This is a genomic window from Psychromonas sp. Urea-02u-13, from assembly GCF_002835995.1.
GTDB lineage: Bacteria > Pseudomonadota > Gammaproteobacteria > Enterobacterales > Psychromonadaceae > Psychromonas.
The window spans coordinates 53,495-74,236 of the sequence record NZ_PJBZ01000034.1 but is presented as its reverse complement, the minus strand read 5'-3'; the positions used below and the strand labels follow the sequence as shown (position 1 = coordinate 74,236).

Here is a 20,742-nt window from a genome sequence, read left to right as displayed (position 1 = left end):
GAACAACGCTTAAGATGTTAAAGGCAATACGCTGAGTGGCAGGCCATGTTGTAATATGTGTTCTTGTTTCAGTGTTACATGCTTGTCTTTCATCAAGTTGAACAGAGACGCATAATAGCGTGGTAATGCGCGGTATTGGTTTAAATAGGTGATGGCATTTTTTTGCTTGAACCATTCATTTTCATTACCCTGCAGTTCAATAGTAAGGTCGCTTATCTCGCTCAATGTTAATCCGTGGGTTGCACCGGATGTTAAACTGATTTGTAAACCACTTGGGTCGATATCACTAAAGCAGATTAGCCGATGGCTATCCTGAAAACGTCTAAAAAACGTATAAGCCGTACCGGTTTGGTTGAAGGCTTGGACATCACCACGGTATAACCACAGCGCCTCTTTTAATTCATCAGGAATATTTAAACGGCTTAGATTCGCCATCACAATTAAATTTTCAACAAATACTATCTGCGTATGCTCAATGGTTTCAATTTCAGAGGCGCAAATAAAATGGCCTAATGTGCTCAAGGGTGCATTTTGAATGATTTGGTTGTTTAAACGTAACGAATGTAAGCTATTTAACAGTACAAAATCTTCACTGACATTCAGTGCACTGACTTTTTCATTACGATGTTTTTGCGCAATCTCAGTGCGTGAGGTTTTCTCAGGATAAGCATCACTCAAGCGCAGGCCATTGTGCTCTTGCGCAACAAGCTCTATCAGGCGTTGTTTGTCTTTTGCTGTAAAGTAAAAAAAACCGTTTTCAATGTAACCAATATTATACTCGCTCAGTTTTTTAAGCGACGCATTCACTTTTAATTTCCCCTGGTCGATGAGGCGTAAATGTTTTTGGCAATATTGAAAAAGGCGTTTGTTCATCGTAATAAAATTTTCACATCACTGTAAGAATAGTTATCCGTTGTCCCTGACACTAAGGTACCTTGGGGTTTAATATCTAAGGCATCCTGCTGGTCATTGGTTAATTTACAATAACTACTAAACACCAATTCAACCCATTCTTTAGGTTCAATCAGTTGTGCTTCGTTTATCCAACTTTTTAATGCCATTTTCCAATATTGAACCGCAGAAATAGCTTCACCGTGTTTGATAACCTGCTCAAACAAACGCTCAGTTTGTTCCTCGAAAAAGTCGTGGTCGATAACAAACTCTTGCACAGCTTCTAGTTCTAAATCACTTTCTTCACGTTCAATTACGCTGTCTGTTGTGGTTGGTTTACGCATTGCTTGGACCAGCGCAATGAGCGGCGCCTCCAATTCACTATTACGCGTATCAACATAACTTTTGAGTTGCATCGCTGGGGCAAACTTCAGTGTTTCTGGCAATTGCTCATCTTCAAACAATGAGTCACTGATTTCAAACTCAGGATGTTGATGAAGGTAACGCGCCATATTACGTAATAAACTGGCTTGTTTTTCATCGCGTCGTAAGCGAAATAAACTTAAACGCATATTGTCGATGATAAAACGCAATCGTGGCAAGGTTTGGTTAAACCAATAGACAAAACCACTGACTTTACGTGCAAAGTCACTCGGACAAGCCCAATCAGCCCATTCGTAACAGCTTTCTGGGTCTATCTGTTGTAACTCAGTTAATAATTTTTGTGCATATTGTAAAGCACGTTCATTTTCGCGCACTTTCGCGCTTAAAGTACTTACAAAACCAAACTGACTTGAAATAGCATGGTGCATATTTTCAAGACTAACATTGAGGTTATCTTTTGCTTCATAGAGCAAATCATCAAGCTGATCCAGATAATATTCGGCATCATCATGCTGATTGCTTTGTACCGATAAACGGTAATCTTTAACCATATCATCAAGCGTATCGATGACTTTACCCATATCACTGAGCTGGCGATAACTACTTTGTTTGCGCATCAAACGATTAAGCATACGTTTGAGTTCAGCGGTGACGCGGTAATCACCGAGTTCATCATCTGGGCGTAACAAACCCGATTTATGCAAACTGGCAATTTTACGTGATTCACTTTGTAGTTCACTGACCGTGCCATACACATAAGCATCTGCAAGCAGTTGATCATGCGCGCCAATTTGACGTAATAAATCCGCTACATCTGAGGCGTTATAAGCAGCCATTAAAAGAGCAACTCTTCTTGGGTTTGCTCAATAGCATCCGGTAATTCAACTCGTTCAGAATCATTTAAAAATTCGATTAACAGATAAATAAGATCAAAACGCGCGCTGGCGTAATAACGACTACTGCCACTGTTTTTACGTACTAAATAGCCCATCTCTTCTAATTTCTGAAAGATAAATACCAATTGCTCACGAGACTCTAGCTTATTAGTTTTAAAGGGCTTTATAGATGTTAAACGGCGTAGTTGTTCACGCAGTGTTTGGTCATGTTCAAAGGGGTCAAAAAGGCCGTTAATATTAACCATTGATTTGGCACGTAACGGTAAATCCGTTTGTGTCGCGGTTAATAAAAGCTCTAAGAACTCTACAAGCGGGCGAAATGATGAACGCACCTCTAAAAACAGCTGGGTTAACTCACTGCTGTTTTCTTGTTCCACTTGCTGAAAGGTCGCATAATACGCATCCGCACTGTCTAAATAGGTTAAGTTTCTGTCTAGGTTAGACAGGAAATCTTCAACACGCTCACGGTTCTCAGTCACACTCAAATACTCAAACTGATCAGCAAAGGCCGTTTCACAAATAATCTCACCGGTTAATAACTTTTGTACCGTTTGCTTAAACATTTGTAGCCTCCGCTTCATGTGTTTGTTGTTGCTGTGCACGTAATGCTAACAATTCATCAATGCGAGACAGAGGAATCTTGGCGTGGAAAATTTTATTATCTTTAATTTTATAATGACGGTTGTACAACGAAAGAATATGTCGGTCCGTTGAAGGTGAAGCCGATAACATACAGATATTATTATCCGAGAACATTTTAAGTAATAAATCGACATTCTCTGCTGCTAATTCACCCAATTCATCAACCGGTAGAATGATGTTTGAAGGGGTTTCAGTTTGCCCACGTAACATGCCTAAAATACCCGCATAAAGCGATAACATCGCTAAGTATGAAAGCCCCGTTGAGCTGATTTTTTTAAGCTGACGCGCATTACGTGCGTATTTTAATTGCCCTTTCTCGCTGATTGAAAATTCAATATCAAAGAGATTGTGGTGCGCTAATACAAAGCCGTCACTCGGTAAGTAACTGGATAATTTCTGCATCGCAAACACCAAATCATCGGGAATGTCACCCATGCCTTCACGTAACTCATCACGATGTTGCTCAAAGAGTTTAGCGAACTGTTGCAGCGGCCCCCAATATTCAAGCTCTTCCTGTTTCATCACCGTATAAACGTTAATGTCAGCAAGAGCTTCAAAGTGCGCTAATGCGGTGACACTTTTAGAAAGTTGTTTACCAATGCTTTTAATACGACGACCAAAGTTTTCAATATGTTGATAGAACTCATTGATCATATTGGCGTTGACTGTCACTAGCTGATAGGTGTTTTTCTGTTTCTGCTCGGCGCTGCTGAGCAGGTCCATAATTGGATCACGATACTTAAACAGGTTACGAGCGCCTTGGAAGTTATCGTTATCGGCGACTAATTTCTGCCAATTTTCAAACAGCTCACTGCTTGCATGATTCTTCTTAAAAGTTTCATTAAAGCGCTGCAATTGCCCGCTTAAACGTTTCTCAACGACTTCAAACTGTTTTAACCAATCGAAACAGAAACTGACGGTTAAGTCCGCTTCATTGTTAGGCTCATTGTCACTTTCAAGCGCGCTGATGCCACTCTTTTCACATAAACGCTGACTGTCGCTAAGCTGCGTTAATAACTCTGTGCTGTTGCGTAATTGCACATTCAGTTTTTTAAGGGATTTTTGGTTTTCATTGATCGCATTGCCTTTTTCGCTTTGTAGATCTTCAAGGCTATTTTCAAAACCACGTTTTTCAATTTCACGGTTCTGATTGACCTCAACTAATTTATCACGGTGCACATAACGCTCATTCATAAACTGTGCATATTCACGGGCTTTACGTGACCACACCGCACACTCATCAAGTGCTTTTTCTAGTTCGATACGATCTTGTGTGCGTTTATCAACTTCACCATCGGGATCAAGGTCGCTCAGTGCGCTACTGTGTTGTTTTTTATAATCACGTAAACGCTCAGATGCACTCAGCTCAATCGCTTGTAACTGATTACTTAACTCATCTAGTTGGCTGTCTCTGTCGGACTCAACCACCATGCGCTGTTCTAACATGGCATTATGCAAGGCTAAACGTTCGTCTTGTTGCTGCTCTTGAAAGGTTTCTATTTTTAGACGATTGTCTTTTTGCTGTGTAAACAGTGCTTTTAACTGTTCGTCACGCGCACTTTGGGCAGCTTTAATCGCACGGGATTTTTTATCATTAAGATGTGTTTTTTGGGTTTTTAATTGCTCAAGTTTCAGCTCATTTTGCTTACAGCTTTGTTTGCTTTCAGCAATCATTAATAACAAGGCTTGGATCTGTTTACGGCACTCATTTAACTGATTTTCTAAGCCCGTAATATTGTCTGTTAACTGCCCTGCTTTAACATCTAAAACCTGTGCTTTTTCACGCAGTTCGTTCTCACTGAGTTGCAGGTCATTTTCCTGCAATTGCATCAAGTCTAACTGCAAGCCATAAAAACTGTCACTCGGGCCTGCCCATTTTGGTGAAAGATCCGTGCGGTTTAATTGTTCTGTTGATAATAAACGACCAATGTTGTCTTTCCATGAAAGTGCGTCAGCTTGATGCGTTAAGAAGTGCTGTAGCGAACCTTCCTTAGGCAATAATTGACACTCAATTTCATGGCGTTGGTTATTGATTTTCTCTAGATAACGCCCTTCTTGCTTGTGTTTATCAAGCAATAACGTGCGTTGTGTTTCAAGCACATTTAATTGCCCATTCTGCTCATTTTGTTTCGCGAGAATTAATGTCTGCGTTTCGTGGCATAACCCTAGATTTTGTTGATTTTCTTCAATCGCTGCGATTAATTCAGGCTCTAATACAGGATTATTCTGTTGCAGTTGCACTTGTTTAACATCGTTTTCAAGCGCTTGTTTTTGCATGTTCAGTTTTAAGTTAGTGGCGTTCAACTGCTCGTTCAAAATAGCCAGTTGTGCTTGCTGTGTTTCAGAAATCACTGAAAGTTGCACCGATGCCGCTTCTTTAACCGTAAAGTGTTGCTCTTTATTCGCCGTAACATCAACCATTTTTTGTTGCTTAACTTGGCCGATCAGTTTTTCAAATTTGCTCTGAATTTTACTGATATTACCTTCAAAAGCGGCAATAACATCATTCACTTCATTAAGCTGTTGCTGAAAACGAGGTGCTTGGTCTGCTTGCAATTGGAAGCTGGCCGCATCGTTATCTTCGTAATTAAGTTTGTCTTCATCAAGCAAGTTTATACGGCTTTGGTCTGCTTCGATTTTTGCACTTAATGTACTGATATCTTGTCTAAAGGTTGTCGAAGACAATTTTAATTCTGTTTCTAAGACATCGAGATCTGCAATCGTGGTCTTTTTGGTTTGTTGGTAGTGTTGCTGTTTTTCTTGCAAGCTTTTTTGGTGGTTGATCATCTCAAAATGCAGATGTTGCAACTTGTTAAGCAGGCTATCTAAATTGGTAAAATCAGTTTGCCACAGTGCAATTTTGTCAGACACTTTCTGAATCGCACGACTGGCCTGAATATCGGCAAGCCAATGGCTGATATCTTCTTTGTTTAAACTTATTTTCTCTTTTTCATCGATATTGTTACGCGCTAAATGATCACTCGCAATTTCCACCAACATACGTTTAACAGCATCAAAATCGAGGTTTTTTTCGATGGTGCCATTCACCACTTTATCAATATGTGGCGCCGCATTATCAGAAAATGCAAAACGACTTTGTAACTCACGGACATCTTTTATTTTTCGTCCGCTACGTAAGTTTTGAATCACTTGGCGGTATTTATCAACGCCTAAAAAACTAGAGCAAACAGTGCCGGCATTACGGTAATTTCGTTCAATTTCACTGATCGTCAAACGTTTATTTTCGTGAATAAATAACGTGCTGTCGTAGGCTGCATCAATCAATTTGTAATGTACTGCACGGCCATCGCTACTCGCAAGCACCATACAAGTTTGTCCGTAGGGACGCACGTATTCATAAACCAGTAAACTGGTATCACGTGGCAGATAATAATCGGCAAAGTTTTTGGCTTGATCCACTTTACTGACGATATCACTTGGGCGCATACCGTAAAATAATGGCAATAAACGCATCAATGACGTTTTTCCTGCGCCATTGGTTCCTTCAAGTTGAGTATGACCGGTGAGATCAAGTTCATTGACCTGTTTTTTCCAAAAGCTATCGATAATGATAATACGGAGAAGTTGATAGGCTTGCAGGGCCATAAAAGTTCCTTAATGAACGGTTTTTATACAAAATTGATGAAAAAGTATTAGCGGGTTAATTTATAAGGATTGCACTGCTTTGTCGATCTTTTTAAGCCTAGATTGCGTGCTAATAAGCGAGATTTTGATGGGATCAAAAAAGCCGATGAAATTTTACACTTCATCGGCTTTAAAATAGCGTTTTTGCAGCTCAAATAACAAGCGGTTAGAAAACAAAAAATAAAATAAAAATTATCTTTTGTGATTCAGTAATGCAGCCCCACGAACGCCACCTTCGCCACCAAATTTGGCTTTAACAATCACAGGTAATTGTACATCGTTTAATAGATGAGCAGGAAGGCGTTTAGTAAACTCTTCCACTAGCAGTTCAAACTTAGATAAACCACCACCAAATACAATAGCATCAGCGTCTAAGACCATCATTGCGGTGCCCACTCCGGCAGCAAGAATATCAAAGTAGATATCGATGACTTTCTTCGCGGTTTTATCACCAGCGCGGAATTTTTCAAGAATCGCAGGCCCTTTAAGTGGCTCTTTTGCATAGTGTTTATACAAGTTACCCAAACCCGTGCCTGAAACATAAAGCTCTAGACACATTTGACGCCCACAGCCACAGGTTAAATCAGGTAATTCTGGGTATTTTTTTAATAATGTAGCAGGTAATGGATAATGACCAATTTCACCGGCAAAAGAGTTTTTACCCGTAAGAATTTCTCCATTAACAAAAAGCGCACCACCGACACCGGTGCCTAATGTAACACCTAATACCGTCGCACAACCGTCCGCACTACCGCCAAAACATTCAGACAGTAAGAAACAGTTTGCGTCATTTTCAAGTTTGATATCACGCTCTAATGAAACGGATAAATCATGAATAAGGGGACGACCTTTAATCGCAGGTACATTGGCACAATTTAGAGTCATATCTTCTGGGTTAATGGCACCAGGAAAACCTAAACCGACTTGGCCTTTAACAGAAAACTTAGTGTCCGCTTGGCGAACCATGTCACTGATCGTGGTAATAAACGAAGCATAATCATGCGGTGTTGGTGTTTGATCTTCAAACAGACAATTTAGGTCTTGGTCATACACAGCAAACGCAATCTTAGTGCCGCCAACATCAAATCCATACAACATAATTATTCCCTCTTATTACAGTGACTTATTCAAATTTTCGCAATATTACACTGACTAATGCCATCCTAGTAGGATCTAAATCAAATGCGCGATAAATAAATGACAGATATCCGTCCATCATTTTTTTGTTAACCTACAAATTTGAGCAGGAATATATCACAAACTTTTCATTACTGGGTTTTATCAGGCTATTTTTTTGCTTATTTGTTTACAAAAACAACAAAAGTGTAATAAAGCGACGATATAACAACACAAGCTAGCCCTCTTAGGCTACATTTCCTGTGTTGTTATATACCCGTTACCACGCTTTTAAGACAGGCTTTTAGCTTGCTTTTCAAGCGATGCTTGTTGCAGTTCTAAATCCAACATCGCTTCAACATGACCGGGTGAATGTGTCGCACCAGAAATCAAACGATACATCGCAGGAATAACCAATAACGTCACTAAGGTGGCGAATGCCATACCAAAGAAGATAACTGTGCCCACCGCAATACGACTTTCAGCGCCTGCTCCGGTTGATAATAACAACGGAATTGCGCCCGCCAGTGTGGTAAAGGCAGTCATTAAAATAGGACGTAAACGGCGCGCTGAAGCATCAATAATGGCTTGCTCTAACTCAACCCCTTGGTCGCGTAATTGGTTGGCAAACTCAACAATTAAAATACCGTTTTTGGTCACCATACCGATCAGCATGATCATACCAATTTGGCTATAAATATTGAGCCCCTGTGACATGAAATACAAACCGATGAAACCACCAAACACACCCATCGGTACGGTAAAAATCACCACCAAAGGATTAATAAAACTTTCAAATTGTGCAGCTAAGACTAAATAAGCGACCAATAACGCTAAACCAAATACAATCAATACACTGCTACTATTTTCTTTGTAATCTTTTGATTCACCAGAATAAGAGATAGCGATATCTTCAGGTAATTCAGCAATCGCCAGTTGGTCTAAATAATCTAAGACTTCGCCTAACGTATAACCTTCACCGACACTGCCCGACAGCGTGATCGATTTCTGTTTATTATAATGAGAAAGTTTATTCGCCGAGGCAATCTCTTCAATTTCGGTAATGGTATCCAGAGTAATCAGATCACCCTTAGCGCTGCGCATATATATCTGGCTTAAATCGCTGACATTGTTAAAGCTATTTTCGTCACCACGCAGGTAAACATCATATTCTTCACCACGCTCGATATAACTGGTTTCAGTACGCCCGCCTAACATTATCTCTAAGGTACTTGAGATATCATTAACGCTAATGCCTAATTCCGCAGCACGTTGCTGGTTCATGTTGACCACTAGCTCTGGCGTTTTTTCTGAATAATCAATGTCTCCTGCCATCAGTACACCGGCGTCTTCCGCTTTGAGTCTTAATAATTCAGCCCATTTTTGTAGTTCAGGGTAATCAGAACCCCCCAAAACAAACTGCACAGGGTCGCTAGATCCGCCTCGAAAGCCCGGCATCATTGCCCACACGCGTACATCGGGAATATCTTTTAAGGCATTGTTGACCATCGCTAAGGCCTCTGTGACATTGGCACTTCTGTCTTGCCAGTCTTCTAACACCATGATAACAAAACCGGTTTGGTCTCCGGCATTACCACCAAAAGCGGGGGCTTGAGTGCTAAAGGATTTAATAACCCCTTGGCCTATTAAGGGCATAATTCGTTCTTCAACGATATCCATATTGGCAGTCATACGGTTGTAACTGGTGCCTTCAGCCCCTTTTACGAAAGCAAATAATACCCCTCTGTCTTCCTTTGGTGCTAATTGTGATGGCACTTGCTGCATCAGCACAAAACTACCGGCAATACAGGCGATAATAATCACTGGCGCGATATAACGAAATTGCACCGCCTTAATCACAAGTCGACGATAACTCGCTTCTAAAGATTGAAAGAATGATTCTACTTTTTGATTAAAACGGCTCGGTTTAGTCTTTGTTTTAAGTATTTTACTGGCCAGTACGGGTGTCAGTGTTAACGCAATCAATGAAGAGAAAATCACCGACATTGCCAGCAATACCGAAAACTCGGTGAACAATAATCCCACCATGCCATCCATAAACGAAATAGGCAGAAACACCATCACTAATACCAATGTCGTTGCCACAACCGCAAAACCTACTTCACGTGTGCCTTTGTAGGCCGCTAATAAAGGGGGTTCACCACGTTCCATATGATGGAATATATTTTCAACCACCACGATGGCGTCATCCACCACCAGCCCAATAGATAAAATAAGTGCCATCAAGGTGATCAGGTTAATTGAAAAACCAAAATAATAGGCAGCGATAAATGAAGATATTAAAGACACGGGCACAGTAATCGCAGGGATAATCGTCGCACGTGCTTGGCCAATAAAGATGTACAGCACTAAGACTACTAATCCACCGGTGATAAACAGGCTGTTATACACTTCAGAAATTGATTTTTCGATGAACACAGTCGAGTCATAATCCACGTACAGAGTGGTGCCTTCGGGTAAAAAGGCTTGAATTTTTTCGACTTCTTGACGCACTTCAATCGCCACATCAAGTGGGTTTGCATCGGATTGTGGCACGATACCTAAACTTAAATTAACTTCACCATTACTTTTAAAAGAGGAGTTTTCATTTTCCGCGCCAATGGTCACTTTTGCTACATCTTTGAGATAGATAGGTGTGCCATCTTTTGCTTTACGCACCACTAAATAATCAAAATCACTCGGTTGTGCATATAAACGTGCGGTACGTACTGACATTACGGTTGTATCGTTACGTACTTCGCCGCCTGGGTTCTCAACGTTTTCCTCTTTTAATACATCAATAATATCGTTACTGGTAACACCCCTGCCCGCCATCAAATCAGGAAACAATTTAATGTACATAACCTTGTATAAACCGCCACTAAGATCAACAGAACTAACACCCGTGATTAAGCTAAATCTATCTTCTAAGACACGTTGCGCATAATCGGTTAATTGCACACGATCCATTTTATTGGAGTTTAAGTTGATGTAAATCGACGGCTCGCCACTGCCGTTGTTTTTAGACACAATGGGATCGTCAATTTGATCAGGTAAGTTACGTTTGGCTTTTTCGACCGCATCACGTATATCACTGACCCCTTCGGTTAAATCCCAGCTTAAATCGAAAGTCACGGTAATACGCGACATACCATTACGCGTCACGGACTGAATTTCATCAATACCACTGATACCAGTGATTTGATCTTCAATGATCGAGGTTACCTGACTTTCCATGATGGAAGCTGCAGCCCCATCATAACGAGTCATCACAGTAACAACTGGGCTTTCTATATCGGGCATCTCACGTACGGCGAGTTTTTCAAAGGAAACAAACCCAAAGACACATAATAAAAGACTTAATACAATTGCAACAACCGGACGCTTAACGGCGGTATCGGAGATCCACATTATTTAGTCTCCTGGGTTTTAGTGATTAGATTTTCGCTAAGGGCTTTATCTTGGCTAAGAGCTTCATCTTCACTAAGAACTTTATTATCATTAAGATCTTTATCTTGGCTAAGAGCTTCACTTTCACTCAGGTCTTTAATTAATAAACCGTCAGACATATTCACTAAACCTTGTACCACGATACGCGCGCCAACCTCGATACCCGATTCAATCAACACACTGTCTTTAATACGTCCGCCTAACATCACTTCTGTGCGGCGTACTTTATTGGTTGCATCAATCAGATAAACAAAACGTTTAGTGCCGGAATATTCTAATGCTTGCACCGGGATAATGGGTTCATTAATGGCAGGGAATACCACTTCGGCAGACATCATCATGCCCGGTTTTAATTTGTTATTTTGGTTATCAAACTGCACACGAATACGCAAATTTAGTGTGTCAGGGTTAATACGAGAATCGATAGCAACCACTTTACCCGAAAATGATTCGCCGGCCCAAGCACGGCTCTTCGCTTGTACTTTCATGCCTTTTGAGATTAACGACAGGTAACGTTCTGGGATTTGTAAGTCCAATTGCATTACCGATAAGTCATCTAAGGTTAATAATTCACTGCCTACCGAGACCATTTGACCACGACTGAAATCCAATAAACCAATGGTGCCAGAGAAAGGTGCTAATAGATGATGATAACTCACCCCAGTTTGTGCCGCCGTTAAACGGGCCTGCGCAATATCCACCAGCGCACTTTGCGCATCTAACGTTGATTGTGTCACCGCATTGCTTTTTACGAGACGTTTGTATTCACTCAATTTACGTTTTTCATCGGCTAAATAGGCCTGCGCTTCAAGTAAAGCCGCTTGTGCTTTTCTATCATCTAATGTGAATAGCAGTTGCCCTTCTTGTACTTTTTGGTTGGCTTTTACTGAAATGGAGCTGACTTTTCCGGCCACTTCTGTGGCGATACTGACAAAATTATCCGACTGTAATTTTCCAATCAATGACAAGCTTTGTGATACTTGATGGTAATTAACCACCTCACTATAAACAGGTACAGCAGAACGAGCTTTGCCACGCGCATTAGGCTTTGCACTTACGACTGAGCTTGTTAATACAGAAAACAGGATAAGTATCGAGGTTAATAAAGCAGGTTTATTCATTATTGGATTCTTCTGGTTTTGACGGGTTATTAATGCGAATAGCAAAAAAAATAGGGGCAATCCATTGCGCCGTGAAATTAACATACTTAAAGTAGGTTTAATAGTGATTACAAATGGTTATCAATTAATTTATATATATACAGTGGATTTAACTAATGCGCTTATTAAAGCAAAAAGAGTTGTCTGAAGTTTGCCAAAAATAAGCGCAGTTGTGAACGTTTGTGACAATCTGTTCATCTGACATAGTTTGACACATGAATGTTTAAAAAACAGACAGTTTATTTATTGTCATTGATATTAAATGCTCTGTTTTTAATAGATATAAAAAAACCAGCTAAGCGCTGGTTTTTTAATTCACATATCTTTACAGATAGTTATTTTGTTAGTGAGAACGTATCTTGTGCAATCACTAATTCTTCGTTTGTTGAAATGACCATCGCAACTGTGCTGTCAGCTTCAGTAATAATACCTTCTTTACCAAAACGGAACGCTGTGTTTGCTTCATCATTTACTTTAAAACCAAGAAGGCTTAAACGGTTCAACGTTAGTTCACGAATTGGCGCAGAGTTTTCGCCGATGCCACCTGTAAATACAACAGCGTCTAAACGGCCGTCTAATGCAGCAGTGTAACCTGCGATGTATTTAGCTAAACGGTAGCAATAAAGGTCCATTGCACGTTTTGCAACAAGTTCAGTATCGTAGTTATCTTCAACGAAACGACAGTCACTTGTGATTTCAGTTAAACCTAATAAACCAGATTCTTTTGTTAGCATAGTGTTGATTTCTGCAACGCTGTAACCTAACTCATCGTGTAAATGGAAGATGATTGCAGGGTCGATATCACCACAACGTGTTCCCATTACTAAACCTTCAAGTGGTGTCATACCCATTGAAGTATCTACAGATTTACCGTTTTTAATTGCACAAACACTACCGCCATTGCCTAAATGACAATTGATAATGTTTAGCTCTTCAACTGGCTTGTTAAGTACTTTAGCGGCTTCTAGGCTGATAAAGTAATGGCTTGTTCCGTGCATACCGTAACGACGAATACCGTGTTGTGAGTATAACTTGTACGGCAGTGCGTAAAGGTAAGCTTGCTCAGGCATAGTCTGGTGGTAAGCAGTATCAAACACAGCTACATTTTGTAATGCAGGGAATGCTTGTTGTGCAGCTTCAATACCCACGATGTGTGCAGGATTATGTAGAGGCGCTAATGCGATACATTCTTTAATACCCTTCATCACGTCATCAGTGATAACAGCAGAAGCAGTAAACTTCTCGCCGCCGTGTACTACACGATGGCCGATAGCGTGTAAGCTTGCTTTTAGCTCAGCTTTATCGCCTAAGATTTCATCTACGATGTAAGATAATGCTTCTTTATGTGCAGCGCCATTACCTAGCTCAGCTTTCCCTTTTACACCCTCTAACTTCCATTTCATTGAAGCATTTTCTAAATGTAAACATTCAGCAAGGCCAGATAATTTTTCATCTCCATTTTCGCTATCAATGATTGCGAACTTTAATGAAGAACTACCGCAGTTAAGTACTAGGATCAGCTTATTGCTCATCAGATATCCTTTATATATAAAATTAATTTAGAAAATAGACTCTGGTTGTGAAAACCAAGACCTGAAAGTCGCAACAGATTACACAGGTAGGACATTGATCACAACAACTGAATTAAAACATTACATTACTTATTTGTTTTAGATGCAGATCACGTTAATACGCGCTTTTATTAATCAATTATTAATGTGTTGTCAGTATGCTTATTAATCAAAGCTCAAACTCTCGCCAACAGGTAAACCGGCGTTATTGCAGATAACAGTAGAGTATTAGTACGCCCACAATAAAAACGTGAATTTATTGTCAAATTGGTTATTCGCAATAAACTGTGGCTTATCATTGACCTGACTTGTAAGTTTTGTAAATTATTGACTTTTTATAAGCATTAATTTTGATGTGTGCTTAACTCATATTCTAGCCATGCTAATAATAGCGTGCCTGATAAAATATCAAACTCATTCAACTCTGGTGATGTAATGGACAATAAATCTACGTTTTCGTTTAAATGGTATGACGGTCTACAGTTTAAGATGGCAGTTATCTTCGTGGTACTTTTTTTCTTTATCGCCCTGTCGGTCTTTATGATACTAAAAACCTTCGGTGATCAAATTATTGAAGAAGAAGCCTATTTACGCTTAAACGAAGCCAATAACCAAGTCATTTCAGAGTTAGAAAGACACACGGTACTCAGTGCAACCCTAGTGGATGCGATGGCTAACTTAGCGGAAGCCCTGCCTAATACAAACGAATCATACCACTCACTGGTACCACAATTACTCAATTACAAAGGCACAGAAGCCTTTATTGCAGGGGGTGGAATTTGGCCTGCGCCTTATCAATTTGATGAAAAAAAAGAGCGCAATAGTTTCTTCTGGGCACGTAATCAATTTGGCCAACTGACTTTTTACGATGATTATAATCAACCACAAGGCAATGGTTACCATCAGGAAGAATGGTATGTACCCGCTACCCACCTATTAGAAGGTGAGACGTACTGGTCAAAATCATATACCGACCCTTACTCGCTACAACCTATGGTTACCGTCAGTGCACCACTGATAAAAGATAAAAAAAATATCGGCGTAGCCACCATCGATTTAAAACTACTGGGTCTGCAACATCTATTAAAAGAAGCAACCCGCTCCTTTAGTGGTTATGCTTTTGCGATTGATCGTAATGGCACCTTTCTTTCCTATCCAAAAATACAACAAGTGATTACAACGGTTAAAAACAGAGATGGCAGTGAATTACAATCTTTTATAAATTATAAAGATCTGGCCAAAAAACACCCGCAATTTGAAAGCTTTTCCAATATTTTAGATTCACAACGTAATGATTTACTTGAAAACCTATTACACAACAGCCAATTTGGTAAAAAACTCACCGATACAATGGCACTAGCGAGTTATCAAATAAACAAGCAAGAGGCTAATCTCGTTGTCGCCTCACTGCTTAATAATCGTAATGACAGCAATAATGCGTTACCCAAACGCAGCAACCTGTTTTTAGATAACGACCCGATACTCAACGAACCCGTTTTTGTTTCTATTTCCATGATGCCCGAGACCTATTGGAAAATTATTACCGTGATGCCCTACAGCATCGGCATAGAAAAAATCACCGCGACCTATCAACGCCTCATGCTTTCTACACTGGTTGCATTAATTATTACCATCTTCATTATTTGGTTATTCATCCGCTACGTGGTCACTTCACCTATTAGTCATTTAGCGAAACAAGTTCAAGCACAAGTCGATAACAATAACAGCAGTGAAGACATGGCACTGTTTAATACTTCTGGTAGAGGAGAGCTCAATTCACTGGTTGAAATTTTTAATCAGCGTACCGGGCAATTATTATCCAGCAAAAAAGAGATCGAGAAATTAGCACATTTTGACATTCTCACCGGTTTACCTAATCGTCGTCTTCTGATTAACCGCTTAAACGAAAAACTGGCAATGTGTGATAGACAACAGTCTTACGGCGCCTTGTTATTCATTGATTTAGACAACTTTAAATGGATAAATGATTCTTTGGGTCATGCGATGGGTGACGAGTTATTGTTACGTGTTTCTGAGCGTTTTTCTGATTGTATTCGTGCTGAAGATACCGTGGCACGCTTAGGCGGCGATGAGTTCGTGGTATTGATCATTAAAAATCAAGCTTACTCGCGAAAACTTAACCATGAATCCACACTGGTTGCACAAAAGCTGGTCAACGCCATGAAAGCGCCGATCATACTCAAAGGTAGCCCACATCACATGACCATTAGTGTAGGCATCACGGTATTTGCCAGCCATAAGAGTAACTCCGATGAATTGCTCCGCCAAGCAGACACGGCAATGTATCGCGCTAAAGAAAAAGGCAAAAATTGTTTTTGTTTCTTCAATACTGAAATGCAAGAACAAGCACACAAACGTGTTGATATTGAAGAAGCATTACGTGTCGCATTAATCAGTAAAGAGCTGTTTTTGGTCTATCAGCCACAGGTTGATAATAAAGGACACTGCTTTGGTGTTGAAGCACTTATCCGCTGGAAGCATCCCATCAAAGGTCTGTTATCCCCTCTTGAGTTTATTAGTATTGCCGAAGAATCAGGCCTCATTATAGAAATAGGGACTTGGGTATTAGAGGAAAGTTGTGCTCAATTTAAACGCTGGTCAGAAGAAAATATTTATTTAGATAAGATTTCAGTCAATGTGAGCCCTAAACAATTCAGGCATCTCAACTTTGTGAATACCATACGTGAAGCGCTTGAAAAACATCATTTATCGGCAAATCAACTCACCCTTGAAATAACAGAAGGTATTGTGATTGATGATATCAAAGATACCATTAACAAAATGACCATCTTAAAATCACTCGGTGTTAGCATCTCTATTGACGATTTTGGTACCGGTTACTCTTCACTAAAATACCTTAAAGAGCTGCCATTAAGTCAGTTGAAAATAGATCAAAGCTTTGTATGCGATATTGTTCATGATCCTAAAAATGCCATGATTGTTAAAACCATTATTGCCATGGCTAAACACTTAGACCTGAACGTGATCGCCGAAGGGGTTGAAAACAGAGAGCAAATGGAATTATTAACTGAAAAAGGCTGTGAACAGTTCCAAGGGTATTATTTTGCACAGCCAAAAACAGTGGAAGCGTTTAAAGAATATATGCGCTTACAAACAGTCAAAAATGTTCGCCAGATTAATCATCTGGGAGCCTCATAAAAACGACCACGAAGCCACTTCGTTACACAGAGAACCTTCTTTTTCTTCGTGCCTTCGTGGTTAATTTCTTTTGAATTTATTTAAATTGTTTAATAGCATTTATAATGCATTTGCCCTGTAAACGCCGCTTTAAAACGCTATTTATTGAGTAAGCAACTCGCCAGTAAGGTCGCAAAAAAGTTATTACCTTTTTTATTGGCAAACTCAACATTTCGTTCAGGAATGGCATCAACATCGGGATGGTTATTAATCGCCATCTCCATGCTTTTCTCGCGAATAATATGCAAGGTAGGGTAAGGCGAGCGATTAGTATAATTTGAAGGTTCGCTTTGAGGTTCATCAGCAAAGCAATAATCAGGATGGAAATTAGCCAGTTGATAAACGCCCTCGTACCCTTCTAAATCAAGCAAGTCATTAGCCATATCCACTAAGTCTAAAAAAGCATAAAAACCTTCAAAACCTCTGGGCATAATAAACAATGTTGTTTCTGTTTCACTGTGTTCGTCTAAATAACGGCATTCATCTAATAACGATTGCAGCACTTTCTTTTTTTTCGATTCTTCAATTAAGGCATAACGAATTGAACCACGCTCAACTTCTCTGCGTGCAAAGGGACAAATGTTATATTTAACAATCACATCACTCACCCAGTTTTCAGTGTGTTTAATCATATCTTGTGTTGTAGTCATACATTTGTCCTGTGTCGGTTAGAAAAAGTGAGAGAGTAACTTAACTGTTTATTTTCGGCCACTGAATTTTTGAATGATCGATACCATTTTTACAACTTTGTGGCTCATTTCCTTTGTAGTTTCTGCATCCCCAAAAACTGCCTTTTGCGCTTTTCCTTAAGGCCATCTCCGCACCACACAATTTGCAAATAGGCAGTAATTCATTGCAACTCTCATTTAAACAGACTTTAAAACCAGGGTATTTGTTCTTGCTCATGACACTTTCACATTTTACACAGGCGCGCTCTTTATGATCGCAACGTGGAAAATGAGAACAGCCGTAAAAAGGTCCGTAATGACCAACACGGGGTTTTAATGAACCCGTTTCACAGACTAAACAGTTAATTTGATCCACAAACGCTTGATTGACTGTAATGCCAAATTCATTAAGTTCAACATCATGCTCATCGATTAATTCCTTAACAAAGACACTGGCTTGGCCCATATCAGCAATAATATAGACGCGGTGTTTAGCACGGGTTAACGCAACATAAAACAATCGCCTCTCTTCTGCGTGTTCAAAGGGTTCTTGTTTTGCTAATAATGCCTCTAAGATAGCAGGCGTTGCTTTAACAGAAGGGAAACCATGTTTACCTGACGTCAGTCCAAGCATAACCACATAATCGGCTTCTTTACCTTTTGATGCATGGAATGATTGCGTTTGAATATTAAGTGTTGGGTAGTGATTTTTTAAGGTTTGTAGCGTAGCAGCATTGGGTAATTGGAACCAGAAACGCGCTAACAAATAAACACTGACGGGTTTGTTCACCTGCTGGCTAATCGCCTTTAAGACGTCATGCAATGCACCATTGGCGATTTCATCAATCACCTGTTGACCTTGACTTGCCGTGTTAGACACTGTTTTTCTTAATAGCGATACAGCAGGTTTTTCGACACTGTGAATTGAGCGAATGGTTTTACTAATTTGTGCAGGGTTTTTACTCACAAACGCCGTGGCAACATCGCCAATACGGTTATTAAAACGAAACGTCGTATCCAGCGTGGTTTGTGCTGTATCACCAAAATAATCTGTAAATGAGGTGGTTAACGTAACATCCGCGCCACTAAAGCGATAAATGGCTTGCCAGTCATCGCCTACCGCAAAAACAGAACAACCTTTGTTATTATCACGTAATGCTTTAACTAATCGCGCACGAGGCTCTGAGATGTCCTGAAACTCATCGACCATGATGAAACGCCACGGGCAACAAAATTTCCCCGTGTTGATATACTCCAGTGCTTTACTGATCATATCTTCAAAATCAATTTCATTATTCTCGGCTAAGCGCTTTTGATAAGCGTCATAAATCGGGCTTAATAATTCAAAGGCTTTGTACATCTGTTTAGGATCAGCTGCTTGCTCAATGATAACTTGCTCTGAAACATCATCTACACAGGCGCTTTTATAAAGCCCGAGCAGTTTAGCGAAAATCTCCGCTAACAAGGTAATACGCCCGGTTTCTTTAAGCGTTGCTAATAACACCTCATCGGGCAACGCTTCATAAGGGGGTGCGTTATACGCCTTTTGTTGTATTGATAACTGTTTGTCTAACGTCTTAAGCAATGCCCCACGTTTATGATGCGCATAAGTCAGCTTGATACATTGCGTATTATTGTCCTTGTGAGTTTGCTCCTTCCATAACATGGAGGCGTGATACTCGTCTTTATCAATATACGAAGCCGTGTCGCCATGTTCATCAATGCCAAAATACTCAATGTAGACATTCAGCGCAGGTAGAAAAAAATCAGGTTGGTATTGTTTACGCGCCATCGTATTGACTGCAATCGCATAATTTTGTTCATAGCGATATTCAATACCCTGTTGGAAAAGCCAATTAGCGATGCGTAATTCACCAAAGCTTTTTACTTTTTCACCCTTTAAACTGCGAATATCGTTATCGGTTAAATATTGGTAATAATCACCCAAAGACTCAAAATCAACGGCATTCTTTTCGGCATAATAATATCGACTAAAATAGTCTAATACTAAATGGCGATAAGACGCTTGGTCATTAATGAACTGCTCAAAACAACCTTGTACCCATTTAGCCTTGGCTTTCTCATCTTCAGCAAACACAGAAATATTGGGTTTCTCGCCTTCGACTTGGGCGATAATAGTCAAACCCAGTTGATGAAACGTGGTCGCGCTAATTTTGTGCGTATTTAACTTTTCTTTTATGCGCCCATCCATTTCATCCGCCGCCTTTTTTCCGTAGGCGAGTAATAACAATTCATGATGAGAGGCTTGTTGGCTGTTGATGAGATACCCTGCTCGGCCAACCATCACACTGGTTTTACCCGTACCTGCCCCGGCTAGTAACAGATTATTATCATCGTCAATGATACAAGCTCGACGTTGCTTTAGTGTTAACGGGTTTGATTCTACGTTATCAAAGAAGTGTTGATGTAATGACAGTTGCTTATCTATATAGCTTTCACGGAAATCGTTAATATCGTGTGTTTGCCATTGCTGATAATTTGCTAACAGTTGCACAAGCTCAGCGCTTTCTCCCAAAGCCTGACTCACCGTTGCCCAGGGAAACCAGCGAGCATATTCAGCTTGAACCGCAACTTGAATACGCTTAACACCCGATTGGCGTAAATAACGACCATGGACAAACGTATCTATTTTAGTGAGTAGTCTTTCCAATCGCTGTGCATGTGCAGCTATCCAGTATTGCTCAGCAAGCACCTTCTGTTTTTTATCACTTTGATAGGCCAATTTACTGAGCACATAGTGTTTATCGGCTGTAGAAAAGGTCACGGTTTGCCCCAACCAATGCAAAGTAAATACCGGAGGTGATATTAAGTCTTGCCATATTAATGCGCTGCTTACACCTTTAACCGTGACCGTTAAACCGTCATGATTGAGAGAGAGATGGGTTGCGTTGCCAAACAGTCGGCCGAAGAAACTTGATGAGATGTTGTGCATTTAAAAAGAAACCTAAACAAAGATGGCAAACCATCACCATGAAACTGAAATGCGATTAAATTAACACAGCGTATTGATATAAAAAAGCAGATTGCTAAATAAGAAAAAACAAGCAAAGAAAACCACCAAGCCACTGCATTACACAGA

General features: G+C 40.1%; 11 protein-coding genes. 1 reads left to right on the top strand and 10 read right to left on the bottom strand.

What is annotated here, in order from left to right; translation table 11 throughout:
- Window positions 1–9: 9 nt before the first annotated feature.
- The 8 genes from CXF74_RS00405 to CXF74_RS00370 all read right to left on the bottom strand — a co-directional run bounded on the left by CXF74_RS00405 (window position 10) and on the right by CXF74_RS00370 (window position 13,716).
- The gene (locus CXF74_RS00405; RefSeq protein ID WP_101080423.1) at window positions 10–873 is read right to left on the bottom strand and encodes a DUF7281 domain-containing protein; all 864 of its coding nucleotides are present in this window, start codon (window positions 871–873) and stop codon (window positions 10–12) included.
- Window positions 870–2,111 (bottom strand): hypothetical protein, encoded by a 1,242-nt coding sequence (locus tag CXF74_RS00400; protein WP_101080422.1) that lies wholly within the window; start codon window positions 2,109–2,111, stop codon window positions 870–872. Before CXF74_RS00400 ends, CXF74_RS00405 begins: the two co-directional genes overlap by 4 nt.
- Window positions 2,111–2,734 carry a hypothetical protein gene (locus tag CXF74_RS00395; protein WP_101080421.1) on the bottom strand — a complete coding sequence of 208 codons (624 nt, stop codon included), beginning with the start codon at window positions 2,732–2,734 and terminating at the stop codon, window positions 2,111–2,113. Before CXF74_RS00395 ends, CXF74_RS00400 begins: the two co-directional genes overlap by 1 nt.
- A complete protein-coding gene (locus CXF74_RS00390; RefSeq protein WP_101080420.1) occupies window positions 2,727–6,419 on the bottom strand; it encodes an ATP-binding protein in 3,693 nt (1,230 codons plus the stop codon). The genes CXF74_RS00395 and CXF74_RS00390 overlap by 8 nt, the downstream gene beginning before the upstream one ends.
- Window positions 6,420–6,650: 231 nt before the next feature.
- Window positions 6,651–7,556, bottom strand: coding sequence for an ROK family protein (locus tag CXF74_RS00385; RefSeq protein ID WP_101080419.1), 906 nt, complete (start codon window positions 7,554–7,556; stop codon window positions 6,651–6,653).
- 309 nt (window positions 7,557–7,865) lie between these two features.
- Window positions 7,866–10,985, bottom strand: coding sequence for a multidrug efflux RND transporter permease subunit (locus CXF74_RS00380; RefSeq protein WP_101080418.1), 3,120 nt, complete (start codon window positions 10,983–10,985; stop codon window positions 7,866–7,868).
- The gene (locus CXF74_RS00375) at window positions 10,985–12,145 is read right to left on the bottom strand and encodes an efflux RND transporter periplasmic adaptor subunit (RefSeq protein ID WP_101080417.1); all 1,161 of its coding nucleotides are present in this window, start codon (window positions 12,143–12,145) and stop codon (window positions 10,985–10,987) included. The genes CXF74_RS00380 and CXF74_RS00375 overlap by 1 nt, the downstream gene beginning before the upstream one ends.
- 374 nt (window positions 12,146–12,519) lie before the next feature.
- On the bottom strand, window positions 12,520–13,716 hold the full coding sequence (locus CXF74_RS00370) for an acetate kinase (RefSeq protein ID WP_101080416.1): 1,197 nt from the start codon (window positions 13,714–13,716) through the stop codon (window positions 12,520–12,522).
- Between the two features lie 474 nt (window positions 13,717–14,190).
- Here CXF74_RS00370 and CXF74_RS00365 point away from each other — a divergent pair, with 474 nt between their 5' ends.
- Window positions 14,191–16,935 carry a bifunctional diguanylate cyclase/phosphodiesterase gene (locus tag CXF74_RS00365; RefSeq protein WP_101080415.1) on the top strand — a complete coding sequence of 915 codons (2,745 nt, stop codon included), beginning with the start codon at window positions 14,191–14,193 and terminating at the stop codon, window positions 16,933–16,935.
- Between the two features lie 137 nt (window positions 16,936–17,072).
- Here CXF74_RS00365 and CXF74_RS00360 read toward each other — a convergent pair whose 3' ends face one another.
- Window positions 17,073–17,624, bottom strand: coding sequence for a DUF1415 domain-containing protein (locus tag CXF74_RS00360; RefSeq protein WP_101080414.1), 552 nt, complete (start codon window positions 17,622–17,624; stop codon window positions 17,073–17,075).
- A gap of 40 nt (window positions 17,625–17,664) precedes the next feature.
- Window positions 17,665–20,595 carry a UvrD-helicase domain-containing protein gene (locus CXF74_RS00355; protein ID WP_101080413.1) on the bottom strand — a complete coding sequence of 977 codons (2,931 nt, stop codon included), beginning with the start codon at window positions 20,593–20,595 and terminating at the stop codon, window positions 17,665–17,667.
- Window positions 20,596–20,742 lie beyond the last annotated feature (147 nt).

Coding starts and splice junctions, on each gene's coding strand:
- CXF74_RS00355 (WP_101080413.1), bottom strand. CDS start 20,595: ATGCACAACATCTCATCAAGTTTCTTCGGCCGACTGTTTGGCAACGCA.
- CXF74_RS00385 (WP_101080419.1), bottom strand. CDS start 7,556: ATGTTGTATGGATTTGATGTTGGCGGCACTAAGATTGCGTTTGCTGTG.
- CXF74_RS00370 (WP_101080416.1), bottom strand. CDS start 13,716: ATGAGCAATAAGCTGATCCTAGTACTTAACTGCGGTAGTTCTTCATTA.
- CXF74_RS00405 (WP_101080423.1), bottom strand. CDS start 873: ATGAACAAACGCCTTTTTCAATATTGCCAAAAACATTTACGCCTCATC.
- CXF74_RS00365 (WP_101080415.1), top strand. CDS start 14,191: ATGGACAATAAATCTACGTTTTCGTTTAAATGGTATGACGGTCTACAG.
- CXF74_RS00400 (WP_101080422.1), bottom strand. CDS start 2,111: ATGGCTGCTTATAACGCCTCAGATGTAGCGGATTTATTACGTCAAATT.
- CXF74_RS00380 (WP_101080418.1), bottom strand. CDS start 10,985: ATGTGGATCTCCGATACCGCCGTTAAGCGTCCGGTTGTTGCAATTGTA.
- CXF74_RS00360 (WP_101080414.1), bottom strand. CDS start 17,624: ATGACTACAACACAAGATATGATTAAACACACTGAAAACTGGGTGAGT.
- CXF74_RS00375 (WP_101080417.1), bottom strand. CDS start 12,145: ATGAATAAACCTGCTTTATTAACCTCGATACTTATCCTGTTTTCTGTA.
- CXF74_RS00390 (WP_101080420.1), bottom strand. CDS start 6,419: ATGGCCCTGCAAGCCTATCAACTTCTCCGTATTATCATTATCGATAGC.
- CXF74_RS00395 (WP_101080421.1), bottom strand. CDS start 2,734: ATGTTTAAGCAAACGGTACAAAAGTTATTAACCGGTGAGATTATTTGT.